The sequence below is a fragment of the Psychrobacillus insolitus genome (assembly GCF_003254155.1).
Lineage (GTDB): Bacteria > Bacillota > Bacilli > Bacillales_A > Planococcaceae > Psychrobacillus > Psychrobacillus insolitus.
In genome coordinates this window covers 37664-61182 of record NZ_QKZI01000002.1, presented here as the reverse complement: position 1 = coordinate 61182, position 23519 = coordinate 37664, and the positions used below count along the sequence as shown (strand labels likewise).

Annotated in this window: 24 protein-coding genes and 1 riboswitch; of the genes, 8 read left to right on the top strand and 16 right to left on the bottom strand. The window is 36.6% G+C overall.

What is annotated here, in order from left to right:
- Positions 1 to 603: 603 nt before the first annotated feature.
- The 4 genes from qoxA (at position 604) to qoxD (ending at position 4416) form a co-directional block, all read left to right on the top strand.
- Positions 604 to 1527, top strand: a complete 924-nt coding sequence (gene qoxA / locus C7437_RS07515; protein ID WP_111439072.1) for a cytochrome aa3 quinol oxidase subunit II — start codon at positions 604 to 606, stop codon at positions 1525 to 1527.
- A 62-nt stretch (positions 1528 to 1589) separates the two neighbouring features.
- Positions 1590 to 3539 (top strand): cytochrome aa3 quinol oxidase subunit I, encoded by a 1950-nt coding sequence (qoxB, locus tag C7437_RS07510; protein ID WP_111439071.1) that lies wholly within the window; start codon positions 1590 to 1592, stop codon positions 3537 to 3539.
- Positions 3536 to 4132 (top strand): cytochrome aa3 quinol oxidase subunit III, encoded by a 597-nt coding sequence (gene qoxC, locus C7437_RS07505; protein WP_111439070.1) that lies wholly within the window; start codon positions 3536 to 3538, stop codon positions 4130 to 4132. Before qoxB ends, qoxC begins: the two co-directional genes overlap by 4 nt.
- Before the next feature lie 2 nt (positions 4133 to 4134).
- The gene (gene qoxD / locus C7437_RS07500) at positions 4135 to 4416 is read left to right on the top strand and encodes a cytochrome aa3 quinol oxidase subunit IV (RefSeq protein WP_111439069.1); all 282 of its coding nucleotides are present in this window, start codon (positions 4135 to 4137) and stop codon (positions 4414 to 4416) included.
- A 26-nt stretch (positions 4417 to 4442) separates the two neighbouring features.
- Here qoxD and C7437_RS07495 read toward each other — a convergent pair whose 3' ends face one another.
- From C7437_RS07495 to C7437_RS07485, 3 genes are all read right to left on the bottom strand, one after another.
- Complete coding sequence (locus C7437_RS07495; RefSeq protein ID WP_111439068.1) at positions 4443 to 4679, bottom strand: hypothetical protein; 237 nt, start codon at positions 4677 to 4679, stop codon at positions 4443 to 4445.
- Between the two features lie 220 nt (positions 4680 to 4899).
- Positions 4900 to 5430: a chromate transporter gene (locus C7437_RS07490; protein ID WP_111439067.1), complete on the bottom strand. Its 531-nt coding sequence runs from the start codon at positions 5428 to 5430 to the stop codon at positions 4900 to 4902.
- Positions 5427 to 6026 carry a chromate transporter gene (locus C7437_RS07485; protein WP_425450559.1) on the bottom strand — a complete coding sequence of 200 codons (600 nt, stop codon included), beginning with the start codon at positions 6024 to 6026 and terminating at the stop codon, positions 5427 to 5429. The genes C7437_RS07490 and C7437_RS07485 overlap by 4 nt, the downstream gene beginning before the upstream one ends.
- A 355-nt stretch (positions 6027 to 6381) precedes the next feature.
- Between C7437_RS07485 and C7437_RS07480 the strand changes: the two genes are divergently transcribed.
- On the top strand, positions 6382 to 7812 hold the full coding sequence (locus tag C7437_RS07480; protein WP_111439066.1) for a carbon starvation CstA family protein: 1431 nt from the start codon (positions 6382 to 6384) through the stop codon (positions 7810 to 7812).
- 385 nt (positions 7813 to 8197) lie between these two features.
- On the opposite strand, the gene C7437_RS17165 is transcribed toward C7437_RS07480, so the two are convergent.
- A complete protein-coding gene (locus C7437_RS17165) occupies positions 8198 to 8407 on the bottom strand; it encodes a hypothetical protein (RefSeq protein WP_111439065.1) in 210 nt (69 codons plus the stop codon).
- A gap of 341 nt (positions 8408 to 8748) precedes the next feature.
- Between C7437_RS17165 and C7437_RS17395 the strand changes: the two genes are divergently transcribed.
- Positions 8749 to 10002: a sensor histidine kinase gene (locus C7437_RS17395; protein ID WP_111439064.1), complete on the top strand. Its 1254-nt coding sequence runs from the start codon at positions 8749 to 8751 to the stop codon at positions 10000 to 10002.
- A 99-nt stretch (positions 10003 to 10101) separates the two neighbouring features.
- On the opposite strand, the gene C7437_RS07465 is transcribed toward C7437_RS17395, so the two are convergent.
- The gene (locus C7437_RS07465) at positions 10102 to 10767 is read right to left on the bottom strand and encodes a vWA domain-containing protein (protein WP_111439063.1); all 666 of its coding nucleotides are present in this window, start codon (positions 10765 to 10767) and stop codon (positions 10102 to 10104) included.
- 105 nt (positions 10768 to 10872) lie between these two features.
- Positions 10873 to 11898 carry a macro domain-containing protein gene (locus tag C7437_RS07460; protein ID WP_111439062.1) on the bottom strand — a complete coding sequence of 342 codons (1026 nt, stop codon included), beginning with the start codon at positions 11896 to 11898 and terminating at the stop codon, positions 10873 to 10875.
- Positions 11899 to 12154: 256 nt separating this feature from the next.
- On the opposite strand from C7437_RS07460, the gene C7437_RS07455 reads away from it, so the two are divergent.
- Entirely contained in the window at positions 12155 to 12982 is an 828-nt protein-coding gene (locus C7437_RS07455; RefSeq protein WP_111439061.1) for a purine-nucleoside phosphorylase, read from the top strand.
- A 27-nt stretch (positions 12983 to 13009) separates the two neighbouring features.
- Positions 13010 to 13603 carry a YdeI/OmpD-associated family protein gene (locus C7437_RS07450; protein ID WP_111439060.1) on the top strand — a complete coding sequence of 198 codons (594 nt, stop codon included), beginning with the start codon at positions 13010 to 13012 and terminating at the stop codon, positions 13601 to 13603.
- 290 nt (positions 13604 to 13893) lie between these two features.
- Here the strand turns inward: C7437_RS07450 and C7437_RS07445 are convergent, their stop codons facing one another.
- The 10 genes from C7437_RS07445 to C7437_RS07400 form a co-directional block, all read right to left on the bottom strand.
- Positions 13894 to 15018, bottom strand: a complete 1125-nt coding sequence (locus C7437_RS07445) for an NADH-dependent flavin oxidoreductase (protein ID WP_111439059.1) — start codon at positions 15016 to 15018, stop codon at positions 13894 to 13896.
- Positions 15019 to 15163: 145 nt separating this feature from the next.
- Complete coding sequence (locus C7437_RS07440) at positions 15164 to 15703, bottom strand: VUT family protein (RefSeq protein WP_111439058.1); 540 nt, start codon at positions 15701 to 15703, stop codon at positions 15164 to 15166.
- Positions 15704 to 15749: 46 nt separating this feature from the next.
- The gene (gene queE, locus C7437_RS07435; RefSeq protein WP_111439057.1) at positions 15750 to 16478 is read right to left on the bottom strand and encodes a 7-carboxy-7-deazaguanine synthase QueE; all 729 of its coding nucleotides are present in this window, start codon (positions 16476 to 16478) and stop codon (positions 15750 to 15752) included.
- Positions 16471 to 16944, bottom strand: a complete 474-nt coding sequence (queD, locus tag C7437_RS07430; protein WP_111439056.1) for a 6-carboxytetrahydropterin synthase QueD — start codon at positions 16942 to 16944, stop codon at positions 16471 to 16473. Before queD ends, queE begins: the two co-directional genes overlap by 8 nt.
- Positions 16945 to 16947: 3 nt before the next feature.
- Positions 16948 to 17607, bottom strand: a complete 660-nt coding sequence (queC, locus tag C7437_RS07425; protein WP_111439055.1) for a 7-cyano-7-deazaguanine synthase QueC — start codon at positions 17605 to 17607, stop codon at positions 16948 to 16950.
- 215 nt (positions 17608 to 17822) lie between these two features.
- The gene (gene queF, locus C7437_RS07420; RefSeq protein WP_111439054.1) at positions 17823 to 18323 is read right to left on the bottom strand and encodes a preQ(1) synthase; all 501 of its coding nucleotides are present in this window, start codon (positions 18321 to 18323) and stop codon (positions 17823 to 17825) included.
- A 129-nt stretch (positions 18324 to 18452) separates the two neighbouring features.
- Positions 18453 to 18499, bottom strand: a riboswitch (PreQ1 riboswitch).
- A 609-nt stretch (positions 18500 to 19108) separates the two neighbouring features.
- A complete protein-coding gene (locus tag C7437_RS07415) occupies positions 19109 to 19732 on the bottom strand; it encodes a hypothetical protein (protein WP_111439053.1) in 624 nt (207 codons plus the stop codon).
- A gap of 206 nt (positions 19733 to 19938) precedes the next feature.
- Positions 19939 to 20967, bottom strand: a complete 1029-nt coding sequence (locus tag C7437_RS07410; protein WP_111439052.1) for a threonine aldolase family protein — start codon at positions 20965 to 20967, stop codon at positions 19939 to 19941.
- Between the two features lie 619 nt (positions 20968 to 21586).
- Positions 21587 to 22000 (bottom strand): universal stress protein, encoded by a 414-nt coding sequence (locus C7437_RS07405; protein WP_111439051.1) that lies wholly within the window; start codon positions 21998 to 22000, stop codon positions 21587 to 21589.
- A 13-nt stretch (positions 22001 to 22013) separates the two neighbouring features.
- On the bottom strand, positions 22014 to 23423 hold the full coding sequence (locus C7437_RS07400; protein WP_111439050.1) for a SulP family inorganic anion transporter: 1410 nt from the start codon (positions 23421 to 23423) through the stop codon (positions 22014 to 22016).
- Between the last annotated feature and the right edge of the window lie 96 nt (positions 23424 to 23519).

The following is a 23519-nucleotide window of genomic DNA, read 5'->3' as shown; positions in this document are numbered from 1 at the left end:
CATCTTTAGTACTCCCAGAGTAGGGAAAATAGATGTTCGTTGAAAATAGATTTTTATTTTATCGCTTTTCAAAATTCTAAATATTTAGAATTTAGTCCGTGCGTTAAATTGTACACCTAAATTCTAAAAAAGTAAACTTTTACCACTTCCCACTTATAAATAGTAACTGTAGCCGACATACGGTCACCGGATGACAACAGAAATCCCATCTCCAGCTTCATCTCTCTTCCTATATAACTTACTAAAAGAAATCGTAAATCTTGCGTTCAAAATTAAAAAAATTCTTATTCTTAAATAAAATGTAGCTCGCATAATGGCTTTTAGGGTAGTATAGCCACTTCCAATCTACCACTTCTTACATGGAGCATTTTATTTGCCTTTTTTATATTTGACCGATTTATGGTGCTTTTATCTCATAAATGTTCACATATCACATATCTTTGTTCAAATCTAAATGAACTTTTTGTGAATGCTACTCCTTTACGATTGTTTTTTTATTCTAAAATACTAAGATAGAGTCATCGGATTGAAAGTTACTTACTCTAAATCTGCCATACAAGACAAGTTTATAAAACTTCAAATAACCTTGAAAGGGGTACAACAATGAAATTGAATATAAAATGGGCCTTACTCACAATGATTATCACTATTAGCACAGTGCTAACAGCTTGTGAACCATTATTAGTTTTAGATCCGAAAGGACCTCAGGCAAAAACGCAGGCGGATGACATCATGCTTTCTATATGGCTTATGTCAGCTATCGTAATTGTCGTACTTGCTATTTTAGTATTCGTGTTAATTAAATATCGTGCTTCTAAACAAAGTGATGATTATGAACCTCCTCATATTGAGGGAAGTCTACTTGTAGAAGCAATCTGTATTGGTATTCCTGTTATTATCGTCATTTTCCTCTCCGTAATTTCTATTGATAGTAATTTCAAGGTAGAGTCAACTCCCGAGGGTTATGAAGATCAAGAGCCGTTAATTGTTTATGCTTCCTCTTCAAACTGGAAGTGGCATTTTAGCTATCCAGAAGAGAATATCGAGACAGTTAACTACTTATATATTCCAGCAGGGCGTGCAATTGAATTTAAGCTCTATTCATATGGACCAATTACGAGTTTTTGGATTCCACAACTAGGCGGTCAAAAATACGCAATGGCAGACATGGTCACAACTTTACACTTAGCTGCAGATGCACCAGGTGAATTTATGGGTAGAAATGCAAACTTCAGTGGTGCAGGTTTTGCTAAAAATATATTTGACGTTACCGCAATGACTCAAACTGAATTTGATGAGTGGGTAACTGAGGTTCACGAAACTGCAGATCCTATAACAGAGGACAAGTTTGAGGAGTTATTGGAACCAGGACATCTTGGCCGTTCAACATATACAGGAACACATTTAGAATTTTCTCCAGCTCCAGAACATAACCATGGTTCAACTGATTCTGAAGTAGAAGAATCAGAACACGAAAATCATGATCCTACTTCTGCAGTTGAGGAAATGGAACACACAAATCATTAATACTAAGTAATAAGTTTACGTTAGTTACTAGTAATATATTCTCGAAAGGAGTTACAAAAGTAATGGAGTTCTTTAAACAATTTGCCGTACCACATCCAAGCTTTTTAATATATGGTGCTATGGTTTCCATTGGTTTAGCAATGCTTGCCATAGTTGTAGGGATTACCTATTTTAAGAAATGGGGTTACCTATGGCGCGAATGGATAACGACTGTTGACCATAAACGAATTGGTATTATGTATTTACTAACTGCTTTACTAATGCTATTCCGCGGTGGAGTAGATGCAATAATGATGCGTTATCAGCTTTCAATGCCTGAAAACACATTTCTAGATTCACAACATTATAATGAAGTTTTCACAACACACGGGATCGTTATGATCCTATTTATGGCAATGCCGTTCATCACGTTTTTCTTTAACTACCTTATTCCGTTACAAATCGGAGCTCGTGATGTAGCATTCCCTCGTTTAAATGCATTAAGTTTTTGGTTATTCTTTATGGGTATGGGACTATTCAACTTATCATTCATTATAGGTGGATCACCTGATGCAGGTTGGACTTCTTATTTCCCACTCGCAAACAATGAGTTTAGTCCTACTGTAGGGACGAATTATTATATGATTGCTATTCAAATAGCTGGTATTGGTACATTAATATCTGGTATTAACTTCATTACGACCATTCTTAAAATGAGAGCACCTGGTATGAGTTTAATGAAAATGCCAATGTTCACATGGTCTGCATTTATTGCAAACGTAATTGTTGTTTTTGCTTTCCCAGTATTAACAGTACTTCTTGCTATGGGGACAATGGATCGATTATTTGGGACAAACTTCTTTACAACCGATAATGGTGGTATGGATATGCTTTGGGCTAACTTGTTCTGGGTTTGGGGACATCCTGAGGTGTATATCTTAATCTTACCGGCGTTCGGTCTGTATAGTGAAATAATCTCTACCTTTGCGCGTCGTAACCTTTATGGTTATAAGTCAATGGTTGCCTCTATGGTAGTCATTTCAGTATTTTCATTTATCGTATGGACTCACCATTTCTTTACAATGGGTCAAGGCGCATTAACAAATAGTATTTTCTCTATCACAACAATGGCAATAGCTATTCCGACCGGGGTTAAAATATTTAACTGGCTATTCACGCTTTGGAAAGGGAAAATTGTATTTACAACCCCAATGTTATATTCCGTACTCTTCATTCCATTGTTTACATTAGGTGGAGTTACTGGAGTTATGCTTGCGATGTCAGCTGCTGATTATCAATATCATAATACGATGTTCTTAGTTGCTCACTTCCATAACGTAATTATTCCTGGAGTAGTTTACGCTATGATTGCCGGTCTTACTTTCTATTGGCCAAAAATGTTTGGTTTCATGTTAAATGAGAGAATTGGTAAATGGACAGCATGGATTATGTCAATTGGGTTCCTTTTATCCTTTATGCCGATGTATATCACTGGATTAGATGGTCAAGCACGTCGTATGTCCACATACTCTGAAGCTGCTGGTTTCAGTATGTTGAATATGGTTTCATTTGTCGGTGCAGGAATTATGGCGATCAGTTTTGTTTTACTTGTCTACAATATTTACTATAGTATTCGTTATGCTTCAAGAGACATTGGTAGTGACCCATGGGATGCACGTTCACTTGAATGGGCTACTCATACTCCAGTACCAGAATACAACTTTGCAGTTATTCCAGAAGTCGCTTCAACACAAGCGTTTTGGGATACTAAGAAAAATGGTCATGAATTATTTAAAGGTAAAATTGAAAAAATTCATATGCCAAACAATAGTGGATGGCCGTTCATCATGGCTTGTTTCTTCTTTGTCTTTGGATTTGCGATGGTCTTTAGCATATGGCCAGTTGTGATTGTTACTTTAATTGGTATTTTGGTTTGTATGGCTTATCGTTCGTTTGAGAAGGATCATGGACGATATATCTCTGTTAAGGAAATTGAAGAAACTGAAGCAAAATTGCGAGGTGCTAAAAAATGAAGGTAGATAACTCGCTTCCGCTTGAATATAGTACGGAAGAAAATAGCTTAAAAATCTTAGGTTTTTGGATCTTTCTAGGTGCTGAAATAATGCTTTTCGCAACACTGTTCGCAGTGTATTTCACTTTAGAAAATCGTATTGGCAATGGACCTTCAGGTGCAGAAATTTTTGAAATTACACCAGTATTATTTGAAACCTTTTTACTTTTAACAAGTAGTTTTGTTATCGGTCTTGGGATTCATGCTATGCGTTTAGGCAACAAAAAGGCAACGATGGTCTTCTTTTCAATCACCTTACTACTTGGTGCTGGATTCTTAGGCTTCGAAATATATGAATTCGTTCACTATATTCATATAGGTGCAACACTACAAACTAGTGCATTTACTGCTGCTCTGTTAACTACACTTGGAACACATGGATTGCACGTAATACTTGGTTTGTTTTGGGGATTATTTATCCTTATTCAAATTAAAAAACGTGGATTGACACCTGAAACAGCCAATAAATCATTTATTTTCTCTCTTTATTGGCATTTCCTAGATATAGTCTGGATATTCATCTTTAGCTTCATCTACTTGAAAGGAATGATGTAATTATGAAAGAATTATTCCCTCTTAAACAAGTAATGGGCTTTGTATTTTCATTAGTTCTCACTGCAGTGGCACTGCTAGTTCACTTTATGGATATGTCATTTGCAATTGGTTTAACTGTTCTTCTCATAACTGCATTTATGCAAGCTGGCCTTCAGCTAATTGTATTCATGCATGCTGGTGAGACTGGAGACAAAAAAACGATCTATACAAATGTATTTTACGGTTTACTCATTGCGCTTATGACTATTTTTGGTACGCTATTAATACTTGTATGGGATATGTAAATAATAATTCACAAGAGAGCATCTTTTTAGATGCTCTCTTTTTTACATTCCCTAGAATTTAAGATCATTTCTTCCGAAGCTACTAAAAACATACCTATTAAGAAAATAAAAACTGCTCCCATTACTGTTCCAATACCAACGCCTACCATATTATGATTAAAACTGATCATTACAGCTCCATATAAACAAATTGCAATTCCTATTGTTAACAATGCGCCGCCTACATATCTTGTCGCGTTCAACATTTTTTCGTATGACTCCATTTAAAACACCCTCTCTTTTAGTATATTATTCACCAAGTTCACATATTTGTCAAAACTTATTTTATATTTTTCGTTTTTCTATTGACAAATCGAAAGACAAACAAAAAAGCCCACAGAGATTTCTCTCTATGAGCAATTCATGACCTACTACTTATTAACAGTACCCTTTTTCTTGTGCTTTCACTACAAGTGAGAAATCTCTAAATTAACACTGAATTTGTTAACTTAAAAAAATCGCACCAAAAGCCAGTCCACCTGCAATAACGAAGGCAGGATGTACTTTCCACTTTTCTAAAAGCAATAAGCTTATGATAACAATAAAGAAAGTTTCCCAAAGCCCGTTTGATAAATAAGATGTTTGAAAAAAGTCATATGCAAGTTTCCCCATTAAAATTGCAATAGCTGGAAGAATAATCTTTGATAACATCTTAACTTTCGGTGAATCTTTGAAACGGTAAATCATTCTCAAAAGAACGATCATTAACAATAAAGAAGGTCCAACTGTGGCAAAAATGGCAACAGCCGCTCCCAGGATACCCCCTACTTCAAATCCAATATAACCTGCCATTTTAGTAGTTATCGGTCCCGGAAGAGCATTTCCAAGCGCGAGTACTTCACTGAATTCACTCGTTGTCATCCAACCGTATCGATTGACAACTTCATTCTCAACTAACGGAATAGAAGCAGGTCCTCCTCCATAACCAACAATCCCTGGTATAAAAAAAGCTAAAAATAGTTGTATATATATCATAAAACCGCACTTTCCTCATCTTTTAATTTGCTTCCCTTTTTCTTTCTTGGTGTTAATAACGCCACAGCCAATAAAAGCCCGATGACAATTCCGGGATGCATGTTAAGCACTTCCATTAAGATAAAACTCACTATAAGAATGAGCGCTCCTATTTTCCACCCTAATCCATCTTTTGCATTTTTCATAAACTGCCAAGTTAAAACAGCTAACATTACCCCAACTATAGGGATGACAGCATTCGTCATCCCTTGGATCTTCCCATTGTCTTTAAACTGATTAAACGAAGTTAGTAATATCAACATAAGAATGAAGCTTGGTATGACTGTAGCGATAAGAGCTGTAACCATCCCCCATAACCCAGCTACCCTATATCCAATATAGCCCGCCATTTTTGTAATAATAGGTCCCGGTAAAGCATTTCCCAAAGCTAAAACATCACTAAATTCTTGATCATTCATCCATTTATACGTATCCACAACTTCTTTATATACAAGCGGAATCACAGCTGGACCACCTCCAAAACCTAGCATTCCAGACCTAAAAAAAGCGATAAAAATATTTAACTGAATTCGCATGATATCCCTACCTTTCTTCATGATTTGTTAAGTTCTCTTTGTTATTTAAGTTAACCCCCAAGCGCAAACTCAAGAATAGATTGTTTCTTGTCACGGAAGGATTATATAGGATATTTCCCCTTAAAACCCTTTTCTATCATACATTTTTTCTTACTAACTCTCCATTCGAAATAACTTTGTTAGTACCTTTCACTAATATGTTAACTCTTCTTATTAACATGTTATTCTCCTAATCTGACATGTTATACAGTAAAACTTACACGTTATGCCAGAAAACTCATTTATTTAGAGACTTTGTTATAAACTGTTCATAAGAGTTTCCAAATAAGTTACAAGGCATGGTAGATTCAACAATAACAGAAATAGGGGTGTTCAAATGATTACGTTTTTTGCTTCAATACTACTGTTAATAATCTCATACTTTACGTATGGGAAATTCATTGAAAAGGTTTTTGATCCTAATGATGGTAGAAAAACACCTGCTTATTCACACGCTGATGGTGTAGACTACGTGCCAATGAACAAACATAAAAATGCATTAATTCAATTACTTAATATAGCAGGAACAGGTCCAATCTTCGGACCAATTATGGGTGCTCTATTTGGTCCAGTAGCATTTTTATGGATTGTTTTGGGATCGATTTTCGCCGGAGCTGTGCATGATTATTTAACAGGCATGATTTCCATTCGGAATAAAGGCGCACATATTCCAGAATTAGCTGGAAAGTTCTTAGGTTCATTTTCTAAACATATTGTAAATATTTTCGCGTTATTGCTTCTTCTATTAGTAGGAACAGTATTTGTTACAACACCGGCATCATTATTAAATTTATTATTAGATGGTAAAGTAGCTTTATGGATATTAATTACCATTATTTTTATTTATTACTTCTTATCTACCGTTCTTCCGATTGATAAAATTATTGGTCGACTGTACCCGTATTTCGGTGCAGTGCTATTGATTGGTACAGTAGGGGTTGGAGTAGCTCTACTATTCTCGGATTATAAGATTCCAGAATTGACGCTAGCTAACTTGCATCCAAATAATATTCCAATTTTCCCAATCTTATTCTTTACTATTACTTGTGGTGCTCTATCTGGTTTCCACGCAACACAATCACCAATTATTTCTAGAACAGTAGAAAAAGAATCACAAGGGCGTTATGTATTTTATGGCATGATGATTGCTGAAGCAATTATCGCAATGATCTGGGCTGCTGCAGCAATGAGTATGTTCGATGGGCAAACATTGAGTGAATTTATCGCTTCTGGTACTCCTTCTGCTGTTGTTAACGAAGTTTCGATGACTTTATTAGGGGCTGTTGGTGGAACGATCGCAGTATTGGGTGCGATTGTACTTCCTATTACTTCAGGAGACACAGCATTCCGTGCAGCGCGTTCGATTATTGCTGATTATTTGAAAATTGATCAACAAAAAATGGTAAAACGTTTAATGATTGCTGTACCTTTGTTTGTTATATCTGCAATGTTGACACAAATTGATTTTAACTTGTTGTGGAGATACTTCTCTTGGGCAAACCAAGCAACTGCGGCTATAGCGTTATGGATCGCAACGATGTATCTATTTATTAAAGGGAAGAACTATTTCTTGTCGTTAATACCAGCAATGTTTATCACATACATGGTATTTGTCTATATCCTAAACCAGAAGATTGGGTTTAATTTAGATTTACAACTATCATTTATCGTTGGAATAGTGTTAACAGTTATTTTAACAGTAATGTTCTTTGTTAAAGCTAAGAATAATAAAGCAAATAAAATAGAAACAGATGTCGTTGTTGAATGATGACAAATTAGTTAGACTCTCACGCTGTGTATATACACACAACGTGAGAGTCTCTTTTTATTTTTGAAACCTTACCAGTTGTATGTGTACAAGTTGTGGGTAAGTATTTTGGAAAGAAGATATCCACAGTCTATCAACAATTCAAATCCACTATTTTTAAAGATTTCGGTCTTTAATATATTTGATGTGCAGCAATTATAGTTTTTTCCTTTGTAAAATGCAGGGTATGGTATTACTAAGTAAATATAGCGTAAAAAATATACTTCTTCCTTCAAAATTGAAGTGAACAAGTATATTTTTAAGAGTACTTTTCGCTTAAAAGTAAGTCCGCCCTAATCCTCTACAACAGGTAACCAATCTTTTTCGGAGCTGAAGTAAATGAGTTTTATAGGATTGTAACTGCACTTAAATATAAATCTAATGAAGATTCAACTTCTGTCGCCACTAATTGAACGAAATCTGTGTAATCTTCTATCGCATTCGTATTATAAGTCCATTCCAAAAACAATTTCTCACGTAAGCTTTCCGCGGTGTATTCAGGTAGTGGGCTTTTCCTATCTAAAAGTTGCTTTTTTTGATCAATTGTTTCGAACATGATTTTACCCACCCTTACATAATACTGAGTTTCATTTACTCCATTTTACATTTATTCATACTAACTTTACAATTTTGTATTTTAAGTTCCCTGCGCTAGAAACAAACATGAATGTTTCTAGTACGGGGGCATAAAAAGTAAACTCGTATATATATAAGATTCATTCCCATTTCCATCTATTTTTTGTATAATAATGAATAATTGGGTATTTTAAAGGGGAGATAACATAATCATGATCTTATATAAGACAATAACCACAATGAAGGATGAACTTTATCCTATAAATGAACAATTGTCATTAAATTCATCTGAAGGTTTTGAGTTTTTTCAGGTGCTGCGTCATGATTGATATTCCACAACTGTTAAATCAAGTTTTACTAGTCCTTTTCCCCATACTGATTTACCAATTGTTCTTTAATGAGAGCGGTTTGAAACGCAGAAAACCGTACTCAAAGTTGTGCCTGTTACTTCTAATCATGTTATGCCTGACGATGTCGTTTCCCACGGAAATAGAAATGGGTTATCGCTATGATTTCAGGATCATACCTATCATTATTTCTTTTATTTATGCGGGAGCAATCCCTGGTTTGATAATCACGATTGCCTCCTTTATTTACAGAATGTTTCTCGGTTTGGATGGAGTATATAATAATTTATTCGATTTTACAATAGTACTTACGCTTGTCACTACTCTCTTGGTTCTTCTCACGCAGAAGTATAGATTATTCACATTGAGAAATAAAGCCTTGGTTGTTAGCTTTATTTTTTCGGTACCAGTCATACATAAAATCTTATATTTGTATATGAACCACCAGATGGAACAATTACCTTTCATGATTATCTTTTTTATATGTGCCTGGATCAGTTTGCTGATGGTGGTTTTTATCATAGATTACGTAGACGAGCATCAACAAATCCAACAGGAACTCCAGAGGGCTGACAAATTGAATGTAATAAGTCAATTGGCAGCTTCCGTAGCCCACGAGATAAGAAACCCTCTGACCACCGTCCAAGGGTTTCTACAACTGATGAGCATCGAACCTCAAGTGCATAGCAACCATAAAAAATATATCGATATATCACTTAAAGAATTAAACGATGCCCAATCCATCATTAATGATTACTTATCGTTAGCAAAACCCCAGACAGAAGAGCTCAGCTCCATTAATCTTTCAGCTGAGGTAAAGAATGCCGTTAGTCTCATCAATTCATACTCCAATATAAAGGGGATACGCATTGAATCTTCCATCCAAGATCAGTTACATATGAACGGAAATAGGGCCGAACTGAAGCAGATTTTGGTAAATATCATGAAGAATGGAATAGAGGCAATGAAAGACAACGGACTACTGACTGTTCGTTTATATTCAAATCTTGGAGAAATCTTCATAGAAATAATTGACACAGGAATGGGAATGACAAAAGAACAGATCCATATGGTGGGTATACCATTTTACTCGACAAAGGACAAAGGGACGGGAGTTGGACTAACAATCTCGTATCAGCTAGTCCATTCGATGAAAGGAAAAGTAGAAATTGAAAGTGAACCTGGGAAAGGAACTAAGTTTACCATTTGCTTCCCTTGTTATAGTTGATTAATAACCAAACATTTTAAGCACTCACAATATAATATATTTTTGTAAGTTCCCTGCGTTAGAAACAAACATGAATGTTTCTAGCACAGGGGCAAAACATTAGTCCCGTGACCGACGTGATTGCTGACGATTTTCAAAGTCTTTCTCGATATCTTTTTTCCAAGTTCGATTGATTTTTTCACCTTGACGAAACGAAGTAACAGCCTCATTAAGTGCTTGATAATTTAACTGTGTGCCTTCCTTGTCTGCGTGATACTCTACGGCGAAGTCCTCATTGATGCCGAATTTGGCAGCAGTAGAGATGGCATCAATATTGGCACCCAAGAATATAAACTCCCAACCGTACATTTCTTTTTGGTGTGCGATCATCGCTTTTATCTTGTCGTAGCCAAATTGGCGACTTGCATTTTCCATTCCATCAGTAGTGATGACGAATAGTACTTTTCCTGCACGTACTTCTTCACTCGTTCTTTTTTGCACATTACCGATTTTCTGAATCGTAGAACCAATGGCATCCAGTAATGCTGTCGTGCCACCAACCTCATATTCCTTTTCCGTAATGGGTGCAATCCCTCTTACATTAATACGGTCGTGCAATAATTCGAATTCATGATTGAATAAAACAGTTGTGACAGTTGCTTCGCCTTCTGCGTTTTTTTGTTTGGCAAGCATCGCATTATACCCACCAATCGTGTCTGCCTCAAGTCCAGCCATTGAACCACTTTTATCTAAGATAAAGACTAACTCAGTTATATTCTTTTTCATATTCGTCATCCTCCTTTTGCTAGGTACCGGTTCGTTCCACCGGTTTTCTTTACAAACTAAGGATAACAATTTACTCAAATGAATAGGTCGCTTCAAAAGCGACAATTACGCCCCTAATAACACTTGATCGAAAGTAAACAACGCTTCGTTAATTTCATGAATGTTAAAGTTCTTTTCTTCAATGAAGTATTCAATAATGACATCAAATTTACTACTATGCGACAATGTATAGCCAGCTTTTGATAACAAATCTACTGTTTCATCTAAATTTAATTCAAGTGCAATTGCAAAAGCGATTACCGTTTTTTTGAGTGGTGTATAATGGACCGAATTGCGGATTTTAGAAAAGAGACGACGGTCAATATTCGCTCTTTTATACGTCTCAACGTCCGTCTTTTCTTTTTCATCAATTAAACGTAGAAGCCTCTCGGAAAATGATTCATCCAATTGATTTAATACATCTTCCAAACTTCTTTTTTTCTGATTTTCTACTACTATTTCTTGAGAAAAAATAAGAGTTTCTAAGATTTCCTCCTCAATTACTTGAGGCAATTCTTCATCGAAAAGCTGTCGATTACGCAGGAAGCGTACGTCATTTCCTTCTACATAGTGCTCATCTATATATGCATGAATGGATGTGAACAGCTTCTCACTGAGCCCAAATGCCTGCTTGTCATAAACAACAATATACACATGCATATCATGGTCCAATAAAAATGAACTAATCGTAGAAATCGCGATTTGTAATGCTTGCTCCTTCGGATATCCATAAATGCCAGAAGAAATGAGTGGAAAGGCAATGGAATCAAATCCATGTGCTGCTGCAAGTGTTAATGAATTTTTATAGCACTCTGTAAGAAGCGTTTCTTCATTAGCAGCTCCCCCTTGCCAAATAGGCCCAACCGTATGGATAATGTGCTTCGCATGTAATTGAAACCCATCTGTCACGACTGCATGACCTACAGCACATGCACCAATTTCATTGCACGCTGCTTGCAACTGCTCCCTACCTGCAGCACTAAAAATAGCACCGCATACCCCACCACCCTTTTGTAGTGAGCTATTCGCCGCGTTTACAATAACATCCACCTGCATTTTGGTAATATCATTTCTTACGATTTCTAACGGCATAACTTTCAGTCTCCCTTTCCCCAACAATCTTTACGTTTTCTATTTATACTCATGATAGCTAATGGAGATTCAAAAGAAGTGAATTCACCACTCAACCATAGTAGAACAAGGTTATTTATCTGTTTTCTTTACAATATTTCTTCCCTCCATTAATATTTTATTGTTAACATGTTTATTTGTATAGCGGTTGTAGAGTACATTTATATCGTTTTATTAGTAATATACTTTAACGAAACATTTCAAGGAGGAATTATAGATGCATAATATCCAAGATATTTTAGAAGCTAGAGATTTCATTATGAGTAAGACAGACCATCGTCCTGTGATTGGAATGATTCTAGGATCAGGCTTGGGAACGCTTGCTGATGAAATTGAGAACCCGGTCAAAATTCCTTATAGTGAAATTCCTCACTTTGCAAAGTCTGGAGCAATTGGTCATGCAAACGAACTTGTCATAGGTGAATTAAATGGAAAGATTGTAGCAGCTATGAAAGGACGATTTCATTACTATGAAGGGTTTACTTTGGATGAAGTAACTTTTCCAGTGCGTGTAATGAAAGCACTTGGTATAGTGAATGTAATTATTACAAACGCTTGTGGTGCCGTGAATACAAACTTTAACCCAGGAGATTTGATGTTAATTACGGATCATATTAATTTAGTCGGAATCAATCCGTTAATTGGACCAAATAATGATGAATTGGGTACTCGTTTCCCAGATTTATCACAAGTATACGACAAGGAGCTTCGTACTATTGCCTCCAAAGTAGCGAACGAACTAAATATACCTTTGCAACATGGTGTTTATGCTTGGTGGAGCGGACCTACCTACGAAACACCTGCTGAAATCCGTATGATGCGCACATTAGGAGCTGACGCTGCAGGTATGTCAACGGTACCGGAAGCTATTGTAGCCACACACGGAAATATGAAAGTACTTGGTATATCTTGCTTAACCAATATGGCATGTGGAATATTAGATCAACCATTAAATCACGACGAAGTAATTGAAGTTGCAGGTAAAGTTAGAGTTAAATTTGTTGCATTAATTAAAGGTATTTTAGAAGAAATGGAAATAGGATGACTAACTCTCTAAGTGAGGTGTTACTTGATGACTAAGAATAAAATGAATCCTAAGGTTGATGAATATTTAAGTAAAGCCAAAAAGTGGAAGGAAGAATCTGAGAAGTTGAGAAATATTGTTCTTGAGTGTGAGCTGACCGAAGAATTTAAGTGGATGCATCCTTGTTACGCGTTTGAGAATAAAAACATAGTTTTAATACATGGGTTTAAAGAATATTGTGCGCTTCTGTTTCACAAAGGTGCCCTGTTAAAGGATCCCCAGGGGATTCTAATCCAACAAACGGAGAATGTACAGGCGGCGCGCCAGATTCGTTTCACCAATGTTCAAGAAATAGTTGAAATGGAAACCATCTTGAAAGCATATATTTATGAAGCCATTGAAGTAGAAAAAGCCGGTTTGGAAGTGAAAATTAAAAGGAGTACAGAATTCATAATTCCTGAAGAGTTTCAAAAAAAATTAGATGAAACCCCTTCTTTGAAAACTGCTTTTGATGCATTGACTCCTGGACGGAAAAGAGCATACATTCTTTATTTTTCTGCACCCAAACAATCCAAAACTAAAGAGTCAAGGGTTGAAAAATGTATGCAGCAAATTCTCAATGGAAAGGGATTAAATGATTAGTACATTTTATATTGAAATGTCCATTTACAACATAAGCTGCTTTAATTGCTAAACATTATCGTAAGATAGGCGGTCAGCCAAAATATGCCCTGCCATCTATTATCATATAATGTTTAGTTATAAACTTATAAATTACTACCCATCATAAGCATTCTCTGCGTTATTTAAATAGAACCAAAAATTAAAGAACCCAAATTTAATTGGCTCTTTAATTTTTGGTTCTTATTAACATTTATTTAAAGCAAATGGGTTATAGAAAGTACCAAATGTCCCTTACCACTAGACTCTCCTTAATCCACCACGGGTAACCAACCTTTTACGTTAATCAGACGCTGCCATAATGGGTCAGGAATGACTAGTTCTTGCTGGTCTTTTTTAGATAGAGTTGTGCGGATTTGTTCTTCCTCATCAGCTTGAATTTTTTCAATCCAATTTGGTTCCATGAGCAATTCACGACCTAATGCAATTAACGGAACTCCTGTTTCTAATGCTTCTACTACCTCATCTGGCGTATGTAGTGAACCTACACCAACAACTGGAACTCTGCTGCCAACTTTTTCATGAATTTTAATAATCCTAGATTGCGATCCACTTTTCTCTCGGAAAGAACCATTCCAAAAATGATTGACCGACACATGTAAATAATCGAGCGCTTGATCTGCTAACTTTTCAACAAATTGTAACGTATCATTCAACGAAATACCTGGGTTACTTCCTTCTTCAGGTGATATACGATACCCAACAATAAATGGCGTTTTTGCATACTCAGCAACGGCATTTTTCACTGAATCTACAACTGCTAACGGGAACTTCATCCGTTTTTCAAGTGATCCACCCCACTCGTCCATTCTTCTATTAGAATGTGGAGAGAAAAATTGCTGTAATAGATATGAATTAGCCCCATGTATTTCAACACCGTCAAATCCTGCTTCAATTGCGCGTCGAGTTGCCTCTCCAAAAGCGTTAATTGTATTATTGATTTCTATTTCTGTCATCTCACGAGGTACTGCCGCGCCTACTTGTTCAGCTGCAATACCACTAGCGGAAATAGACTGTTTAGCTGGCAATAGCTCTGGAGGTGATTGTCGTCCACCATGATAAATTTGCAGAATAGCTTTTGTTCCATTCGATTGAATGGCTTCAGCTAATTTCTTCAGTCCAGGAATAGTATTGTCATCCGCGATGCTAAATTGTCCTGGAAACCCTTTTCCATCGATATTGACATATCCACATGCTGTTATGAATGCTCCAACACCGCCAGAACGCTCCTTGTAATAAGCTAGCTCTTGTTCAGACACTTCCCCATTTTCTTGCGACGAAAAATGCGTCATCGGTGCAATCATAATGCGATTCTTTACATCTACTCCTGAAGGAAAGGTAAAGGATTGAAAGATAGTTTCATACTTTTTTTTCATGGTAAGTCTCCTTTATTTATAGTTTTCACACTGTATTCGATGCAATTATTGAATTACTCTCCACACAGGAAAAACAAATTTACAATAAAGATACCATAGCATTTTTCGTTACTTTATACTCTTTTGAAGTGCCTGTCACTCTAAATTACTCAGAAATAAGGCGTCTTTCTTTAATCACATATACTTGATTCAAAATCAGTGCACCAATCATTTGAATGACAGTCTTCACAATAATTTGCCCTACAATAGCAGCTGGTACCGCTTCCCACGGAAGGAAATTGGCTCCAAGCGGACTTAACCCAACTACTACAAAAATAACAGAATCCAAAAATCCTCCAACAATCCCACTATAGAACACACGCCAAGCCATTGGCAGTTTCAACCTTGTATAAATCTCGGTATCAGCTGTTTCAGCGACAATAAATGAAATCGCGGATGCTGCGACTATCAACAAGGTATCTCCTAATATAAATGAAGCCAATGCAGAAAATGCCAAAGCTACAAAAATGAATATGTATGTCTGTGCTCTGCCATATTTGTTTTGTACAAGATCTCGAAAAATGAAGGTCGCTCCAATTAATAGCGTTCCCATAGGTACGATAAACACGCCGAACTGTAATGGCGCAAATGCCGCCGTTACTACGTTAGCAGTCACTATTGATATTAAATAAAATAAGATTCTCATGATGTTACTCCTCCAGTAAAATTAAATACTTTCTTTCTTCTGACCACTACACGCCTCTTTTATTTCCCCAAACAAGGGCGTGCAGCTGTGGCAGTACTTTGACATCTCTTAATTCTTCATCCTCAATCACCCAGTCGATCAGCTCTTGGTATTTCCCTAATAAACGGCTGATTAGCTGTGGGTTGTCGGTCGTCGTGATATCATCATTACCAGTCTGGAGATAAAAAGGGATCGTCGGGTATCGAAGGTGAACTTGTTTGGCATAATCATAATCTACTTGATTGAAAACGACTATTTTGAGGGATGTATGCTGCTCGTTATTTTGATTATTAAGCTTTTCGAAGATATCCGAGAGCACAGAAAAGTCCGTGGTCATTCCGGAACTGGGAGGCTTTGGTGAAATCGTCAGTTCATCGATATCATACAGCCATTCCTGCCATCTGCTTCCCTGTGTCTCCACTCCTATTTTTATGTTGTTTTCCTTTAAAATAGCAATAAGTGCATCCAAATTTCGAAGGAGTGCCGGATTCCCACCCGAAATCGTGACAAATGAAAAACCACTGCCTCCAAGACGTTTCAACTCAGACCAAATCTCTTCTGCAGTCATTTGGACAATAAGATGCTTACCGCTACCATCCCATGTAAACGATGAATCACACCAGGAACAGGAATAGTCACAGCCTGCAGTCCGCACAAACATCGTCTTCTGGCCAACTACCATTCCCTCGCCTTGAATCGTCGGTCCAAAAATCTCCATAACGGGTACCTTACTCAACTTCCATCCACTCCCGTCTTGCTTCAGCATAGCTTGTCGGAGTTTCATACAATCTGATAAATTCAACACGCGCCCCATTATATCGTTGCTCATCAAGCAGGTGTTCAGCCAACTTTTCATAAACCCAGACAACGATATTCTCTGCCGTCGTATTCATGGCGGGAAGTGTTTCATTCAAATAATGATGATCCAAATATATCTCTATCTTTTGTTTCCATATTTCTTTTATATCGCCAAAATCAATCATCAAACCGCGTTCATCCGTGTATCCACTCAATCCTAATACAGCACGATACGTATGTCCGTGCAAATTTTTACATTTCCCCTCGTAATTATGTAAATGGTGAGCAGCATCGAAGGTAAATTCCTTGCTGACGAGAACACGCTTTGAATGATACTTTAATTGACTACTTTGAATATCTTCATCTATTTTTTGAAGCTTATCGACAATTCTAAAACCCGTCATGCCTTAGGACCCCTTCTTGAAGCTTAAATACTCATCAAGCCCTCTTTTTCTCAGCTTGCACGCTGGACATTCACCACAGCCATCCGCTATTACCCCGTTATAACAGGTCAACGTTCTCTCTCGAACAAACTCCAGCACTCCAAGCTGATCAGCAAGCTCCCATGTTTGAGCCTTGTTCAACCACATAAGCGGTGTATCAATCACAAAAGATGTATCCATCGATAGATTTAACGTTACATTTAACGATTTAACAAAAATATCTCGGCAATCCGGATAACCACTAAAATCAGTTTCACACACTCCAGTAACGATATGTCGCGCTCCTACTTGGCTCGCTAAAACTCCAGCAAATGAAAGAAAGAGCAGATTACGACCAGGTACAAAAGTTGACGGTAACTCACCTTCTCCTCCATCCTCAACCACTATGTCATCACGCGTCAATGCATTTGGCGCAAGCTGATTTAGGAGAGACATATCTAGTATGTGATGCTTTATACCAAGCTCCTTAGCTATCTCCTTGGCACATTCGATTTCGAGACTATGTCTTTGACCATAATCGAAAGTAACTGCCTCAATCTCTTTAAAACGTTCTTTTGCCCAAAATAGACAAGTCGTGCTATCCTGACCACCACTAAACACAATGATCGCTTTTTCCTGCTTCATTATTCAAAACTCCCTTATATCGAAAAAACAGCATCCTAAGAAAGAATGCTGTTATCTTCTTAGTTTTTTTAAGAGGGTAGCTAAAACCTCTTCCTTCAAAAAGGATTATTCATTTATCCCACACTAACGGGCAGTAAGACTTCCACTTCAACGCTTTGCCAAGCGCATAAACGTAAGTGGGGATTGAAGAACCCACCACTTATTGAAGTTTCACTTTATCGGTTATCAATTTTTTCTGGATAAAGATCATGGTTCATTAAACGGAAATCCGCCATCTCTACATATTTAGTATCGGGTCTTCCATAATTACACCACGGATCAATTGAAATACCTCCACGTGGAGTGAATTTTCCCCACACCTCAATATACCTAGGATCTAGCAATTCAATTAAATCGTTCATGATGATATTCACACAGTCCTCATGGAAATCACCATGATTTCTAAAGCTGAACAAATACAATTTTAACGATTTACTCTCTACAATTTTTTTATCCGGAATATACGAGATATACATCGTCGCAAAATCCGGCTGACCTGTAATTGGACATAAACTTGTAAATTCTGGGCAATTAAATTTAACAAAATAATCCCGAGTAGAATGAAGATTATCTACCGACTCCAGTATTTCAGGAGCATAATCAAATGAATATTTTGTACCTTGGTTACCTAACAATGTTAAATCTTTTAAACCTTCATCTTGACTTCTGCCAGACATAATAAAAAACCTCCAAAAAAGTTGTCTCCCAATACTTTCAAAAGAGGTACATCCAACCAATCTATCTAAATCCATAGGATAAAAACAAAAAAGCCACGTCCAATTAAAATGGACATGGCGAAAAGTCATGTATCCATAGTTTTTTATAGAGGGTATCAGCTATGAACCTCTCCCGATCAAGTTCGGGTATATCACTATAATATAGAATCGATAAGAAAACGTCAAATAGCTGGTTTAAGTCTCTTTTTAAGAGATTCATAAATTTTTTTACTAGTTTTATGTATAAATTCGAAATAGATTGCCTATATTGATAATAGAATACAAGAAAAAAAGGAGGAATAGACATGAAAAATCCATTAAGTTTGCCAGAGCAATTACCAGAAACAACAGAAGAGTTATTGAAATTGTTATTACATAAAATCTTAGCATGAGGGGATTAACTTGTTTTTCCCTGTGTTAAAACAAACATAGGGTCAATGAATTAAATTACAAAAAGAGCGATCCCTAGGGACCACTCTTTTTGTGCTGTCATAGCTGCTCGGAGGGGAAGAAAGGAAGTTTCAAGTCCTACGGCACCTGTTACCCGAGATTTTATAGAATGTTTATCGCTGAATATTGAACGTTAGGATATAAGAGAGTTGAATGTTAATTTTTCAGCTTTAAAGGTTGAACTTTAAGCTTTATGGCATTCGCAAAAGTTCATTGTGAGAGCAGGGATTAACCCAGACCCTGCAAGCGGGGAAACTTTCTTCTTTTTCACTATAACAGCAAGTTTCCAAACTTATTTATTGGTTAATAGAGATTAACGTGCGTGCATTAATTTCACTTAGTGCTACATCCACGTCATCTTCAAAAGACTCAATATCTAGTGCCATTTTTGTCGCAATTTCTTTTATACTGATTGGGTCAATTAATTTCGTTTCTTCCGATTCCCAAAACAACTTTTTATAGCCTTCAACCGCAGTTAAGTCTGTTTTACCATCTTTAGAAATCATGTTATTTAGCTGTGTGTCTAGTCTATCTTGGGCAAGTTCGTTATTAACTTCTACCCTTTCTTGAGATTGAGCATAATCACTGTTCATTTTACGAAGGAGTGTTTTTTCGATTTCAATAAAGTTTTTTCGCTCGATTGCGTCAGCCACCGTCATTTTGACTCCTGAAACTTCGACCAAAGTTGTGGCGTTAGATTCTACAATCGATTTTTTGATTTGTTTTCTACGGTTCATCAAATCCTTTATTGATTGTATACTTTCTTTCGCTTCCTTTTCGAACTCATCAACTGTCTTAAAACCACGAATATTCTCTTTTGGTTTTTTTGACGCTGCGAAGGTTGTTTCGTTAATCTTCTTTACAATGCGTGCATCCAATGTTTTTAACTCGCGTAAAGCTTTTGTAATAGAAATTTCCATCGGCATATCACTCCTCAGTTGTCTCTTTATCATAATTAGTAGTCTACTTTAGATTATTACGCTATTCAAGTAATCACTTGAACCTTAACTTCTCTGATATCAAAACAATTATGTTTATTTTGCACAGTTGGAGATAATATGAAAATGGAAATATTCACTATTATTTGAATTAACTTGTTTGTGTCGGAAACAGGCCCAAAAGTTAATTACTTCCCTACTCTGTTAATCTCTTCAACGAAAGCTCGGACCTCTTCCTCTTTTGTTGCCCATGAGGTAACTAATCGAACCGCAGAATTCGTAGCGTCGATCTGTTCCCATACATAAAACGAATAACTTTTTTGTAGCTCTGCAATAAGAGTATCTGGGAATATCGGAAATAGTTGATTTGATGGTGAATCGATCAAGAATGAAAAACCGGCATTTCTACACCCTTCACTAAGGATATTCGCCATCTTATTGGCATGCTTAGCCAAATCAAGAAACAAATCATCCCGGAACAATTCATAAAATTGAATACCCAACAGTCTCCCTTTCGCCAAAAGAGCTCCTTTTTGCTTCAGATGAAAACGAAAATCTTCTTTTAATGAATTTCTTGTAATGACTAATGCCTCTCCTAAAAGTGCGCCATTCTTAGTTCCGCCAATATAGAAAGCATCTACAAGAGCAGGAATGTCACTAAGCTGCAAGTCGTTATCAACAGAACACAAAGCAGATCCAAGTCTTGCTCCATCCATATATAAAAATAGATTATATTCCTCACAAAAAGCTTTCAGGTCCGTCAGTTCACGCTTATTATAGATAGAACCTATTTCCGTCGTATTTGATATGTACACTAACTTTGGTTTCACCATATGCTCATCCGTATGGGAATTCAATACTTCTATAATTTTGGCGGGGTTCAGTTTACCATCTTCCGTTTCTACCGAAATGACTTTATGACCCGTAGCTTCAATGGCACCAGTTTCATGCGTAAAAACATGACCCGCAGTAGTAGCTATTACCGCTTCATGTGGGCGTAAAAAAGCGGAAATTGCTGTTAAATTTGTTTGCGTCCCGCCCGATACTAAATGAATATCAACATTAGGATTCGCCATTTTCTCTTTTAAGAGACTAATCGCTTTTAGTGTGAAGCGATCCCTTCCGTACCCTTCTTCTTGATCAAAGTTCGACTCTATTAATGCTTGTAAAATCCTCGGATGAGCCCCTTCCGTGTAATCATTTTTAAAACTATACATATAAATTCCTCCAGTTGAAAATCATCACTTATGCTTATTAATATATTATCATAATACTATTTTCTGTCCCCTTGAATTAGTGTCAATATTTCTAATTAACAAAAGCGCACGTTTCTATTACTGCCCCAAATGTGGAGGAGACTCTCAAGTTTCACACAAACCCTCTACAGTTACACAATCCCTCTCTATAAAAACAAAAAAGCCGCGAAGTAATTCCTTCGCAGCGTTTAACTATATATTATTCCCCTAAATCAGAAACAAACGTAAATATTTCTAAGTCAGTAGTTTAAAAACAACTCTTTTACAGTTTCATAAGACTTTTTCGTTCTTTCCACAGTCTCTACCTGGTCCCAATTATCCCAGGTAAAAGCTTCTAATGGCTTTAATTTTCCTTGATAATAGTTGGGAATGAGTCAGTAACAAAAAACTCGTGTTTTAATTTCGAAATCAGTTGAAGTTTTTCTAATTTTGCGTATTGCAGATTATCTTTCGCTGTTTTGAGCGCTTAAGACGGTCTGGTAATAACCTTTGGGCCGCACCACAGATAAATCTGAACAAGCTCTTATTACTCAATTTCTCACCAGTCATCATGTTGTATAGTATTGGGAATGAAAGTTCTTTATTTAACAATCGTAATTGGACAGTTGACATGATTTAATACTTTTTGACTGACGCTACCGAGTACCATTTGTTGAAAAGTATTTAAGCCGCGACTTCCGATGACAAGTTGGTCAATTTCTTCTGAATTCACATAATTTATTATTTCTTGACTCGGATTACCTTTTAACATGGTAATCTTCGTCTTCACTCCGACGTCTTTTGCTAGTTCTATAATAGGATGCACTTTTTGCTCTCGTTTTAGTGTTAAGCTATCTAGACTTTGTGATAACAGCCTCTCATCTTTCGCCTTATTATAATCCGATACATAAATAACCTCTAAATATGCCTCAGGTAAGTATTGAGCGAGCGTAATAGCATGTTTTGCTGCACGTAAAGCATTTTCTGACCCATCAATTGCTACAGTAATCTTCATGTAGATTCCTCCCTTAGGTTAATCGTTTGTATAATTGTTCACTTGAAGAATTTAACCCTTGAATCTGTACCTTTACACCTTTTTTCTCAAACTTCTGTTTCACTTTATATATTGCAGCTACTGCAGATTCATCCCACAGCTGACTATTTTCAAAATTAATGACGATTTCATTTTCTGAAACGTTATCGAATGACTGAATAAATTTTGTAGTTGATGCAAAAAACAAAGGACCTTTTACCTGATATTCATCCTTTTCATGTGTGACTGTCACGCGAGAAATTTTTCCAACAAAAAATAACGTACTTAATATAACGCCAATAACAACACCAATCGCTAAATTATGTGTATATAAAATAATCGCAATTGTAATGAGCATAACAAGTGATTCCGATTTAGGTGCTTGTTTCAGAAACTTAAACGAACCCCAATTAAATGTTGTAGCACTAATCATTATCATCACCCCGACTAGAACGGGCATCGGAATTTTGATAACAACATCACCTAAAATGATAATTAAAAACATTAGAAATACACCCGCGGTCAATGTCGATAAGCGTCCTCGTCCACCTGATTTAATATTGATGATTGATTGACCAATCAAAGCACAACCTGCCATCCCACCGAAAAAACCAGTGATAAAATTGGCAATCCCTTGTCCACGTGCTTCTTTATTTTTATTACTCGACGTATCAGTCATATCATCCAATACTTGGGATGTAAGTAATGATTCCAATAAACCGACAATTGATAAAGCCAAAGAATAAGGTAAAATAATTATTAACGTTTCCAAGTTAAATGGAATATCTGGAAGGAAAAAAACTGGTAATGAATTTGGCATCGTCCCCAGATCACCTATAGTCTGTAATTTCACACCACTTATAAGTGCAATACTTGTCATCACGACAATCGCAATAAGAGGTGCAGGAATAGCTGTGAAAAATCGCGGAATCGCATATACTAAAATTAATGTAACAATCGCAAATATGTAGGTCATAATGCTTTCCCCAAGTAAGTAAGGCATTTGCGTCATAAAAATCATAATTCCTAGTGCATTCACAAATCCAAGCATGACGGAGTTTGGAATGAATCGCATTAAATTCGCAACACCAAATCCTCCGAGTATGACTTGAATAATTCCTGTTAAAATTGTGGCTGCAAGTACATATTGTAGGCCATGATTCGCCATTAAGCTGACGAGCACTAAAGCCATCGCACCTGTCGCAGCTGAAATTAAACCAGTTCGGCCACCTACAAACGAAATAACGACCGCAATTGTAAACGAAGCATATAACGCGACACGTGGATCTACACCCAAAATGAACGCAAAAGCCAATGCTTCAGGAATGAGTGCCAGTCCTACAACAATACCTGCTAAAATATCAGCACGCACATTCCCAAACCACTGTTGTTTTAGTGTATTCATATCTGTTCCCCTCTCATGATGTTTAAAATAACGAAAAAGTTTGTACCAATGTTTGAATATTAATATCATATCACTTTAAGTCCCATAAGTTATAAG